Source organism: Streptomyces sp. NPDC087901 (genome assembly GCF_044742205.1).
Taxonomy (GTDB): Bacteria; Actinomycetota; Actinomycetes; order Streptomycetales; family Streptomycetaceae; genus Streptomyces.
This window is the reverse complement of record NZ_JBIUUC010000054.1, coordinates 1-1,580: the sequence shown is the minus strand read 5'-3', so window position 1 is coordinate 1,580 and position 1,580 is coordinate 1. Positions and strand designations below refer to the sequence as shown.

The window sequence follows — 1,580 nt, the reverse complement described above, 5'->3', positions numbered from 1 at the left end:
AGCTTGACGTTTAACCTGTGCGGCCGTAGTGCTGGTCGAGTGTCTCGGCGCCTTTGACGGTCTTCCCCGGCGAGTGGCGGGGTGCTCTCGTACGGTTGCTCGATCCGCGGGGGCGTCCCGGGCCGGGGCGGGAGGGTTTCGGTGCAGCTGCGGGACGGGCCGCCTTCGCGCGGATGTTGCGAAACCCCCGCCGGACCCGGGCGGGCGTCAACTTGTATGTAGGTAGCGGACGTTCCCACGGCCGGCGCAGATCCTCGGCGGCTGGCCGGGCGAGCCACAGCTGGGTGTGGGCGGCGATGATGAGCGTCGTCCACAGGTCCGCGCCGGCCGGATCTCGGAGCTTGGGCACCGCCCAGCCCAGTGTCTGCTTCATCAGGCGAAAGGTGTGTTCCAGGTCGAATCTGCGCAGGTAGGCCCGCCACAGTTGGTCGACGTGGCCGGGGTCGGCTCCGGGGCGTGAGGACCACAGCCACACGGGGTCGGGATCGCGTCCACCGGGCAGTCGCTGCACGGTCAGGCGAACCACGAGGCCATGGAGGATGGGGAGTTCGGCGCTCTGGTCGGTGATCCAGGCCGAGCGGCGGGTGAGCCGTGGGTGGAGCCGGTCCCATGCCTGGGCGGTCGCGGTGCCGTAGCGAGTGGTGTCGGTTCGGGTCTCGGTGTGCGGATCGCCCCAGGTGGCCGGATTGGCCAGAGCGAACGGGGTGCCGTGCATGCGGGGGCGACCCGGCCTGGGGGCCGCGTTGTGCGGGGCCGGGTCGCGGGCCATGACCCGGTCCGAGCGGAGCCTGCCGCATACCTCTACTGGCAGGTCGGCGAGCAGATGGGCCAAGCGAGCGAGGTCGTAGCCGGCGTCGGCGACGATCAGCATCTCGGGGGCACCCTCGATCCAGTGACCCGCCGCGATCAACCGCAATACGACGTCCCGTAGTTGGGTGGCGGTGACGGCCGCGGCGTCGTCGGCCGGTCCAAGCCGGAGGGCATCCAGCAGGCGGCACCAAGAGGTGCGGCCGGACTCCAAAGCGGCAACGAAGGAGTAGGGCCAGCCAGGGATGAACTGGTCCTTGTTGCGGCCGCGTCCGTAAACGTGGCAGAACAGCCGGTCGGGGCTGGTCTCAGCGTCCGGCCGCAACCACGTGGAGACGTCCACGGCCAGCACGATACGCCCGTCGACCGCATGCGGCACGGGCAGCGACGCCAGCAGGCTCCGCAGCCGTGCCGGCTCGGCCCAGCCGGTGTTCAGCGCCTGGTAGAGGGCACCGTGCCCACGCCGGTGCTCGGCCTCCAGGCTCAGATCGACCAGGGTCTGCACGGGTCCGTCCTTGCACAAGATTGCGTCGGTGAGCTCGAAGAGGGAGTCGGCGCGGGCGTACAGACACTCGTAGAACTCGACCCGAAAGCGGGACAGGACCCCAACCGCGTCACCAGCGGTCCCGAGGACAGGCAGACTCATACGCAGCGGCCGTTCTCTCGTGCTTCGTTACTCGACATCTCGAAGCGTGAAGAACGGCCGTCTCGGCTGTCCCGGAAAGAACCGCAGATCAGCAGGTCGGGTGACGTGCGAGGTTAAACGTCAAGCT

1 protein-coding gene is annotated in these 1,580 nt (G+C 69.2%); it reads right to left on the bottom strand.

Features of this window, described 5'->3' with window-relative positions; genetic code table 11:
- Positions 1–10: 10 nt before the first annotated feature.
- Positions 11–1,453 (bottom strand): NF041680 family putative transposase, encoded by a 1,443-nt coding sequence (locus tag ACIOEW_RS41240; protein WP_401970759.1) that lies wholly within the window; start codon positions 1,451–1,453, stop codon positions 11–13.
- Positions 1,454–1,580: the final 127 nt, after the last annotated feature.

Excerpts from the sequence above, each read along its gene's own strand:
- ACIOEW_RS41240 (WP_401970759.1), bottom strand. The coding sequence starts at position 1,453 with ATGAGTCTGCCTGTCCTCGGGACCGCTGGTGACGCGGTTGGGGTCCTG.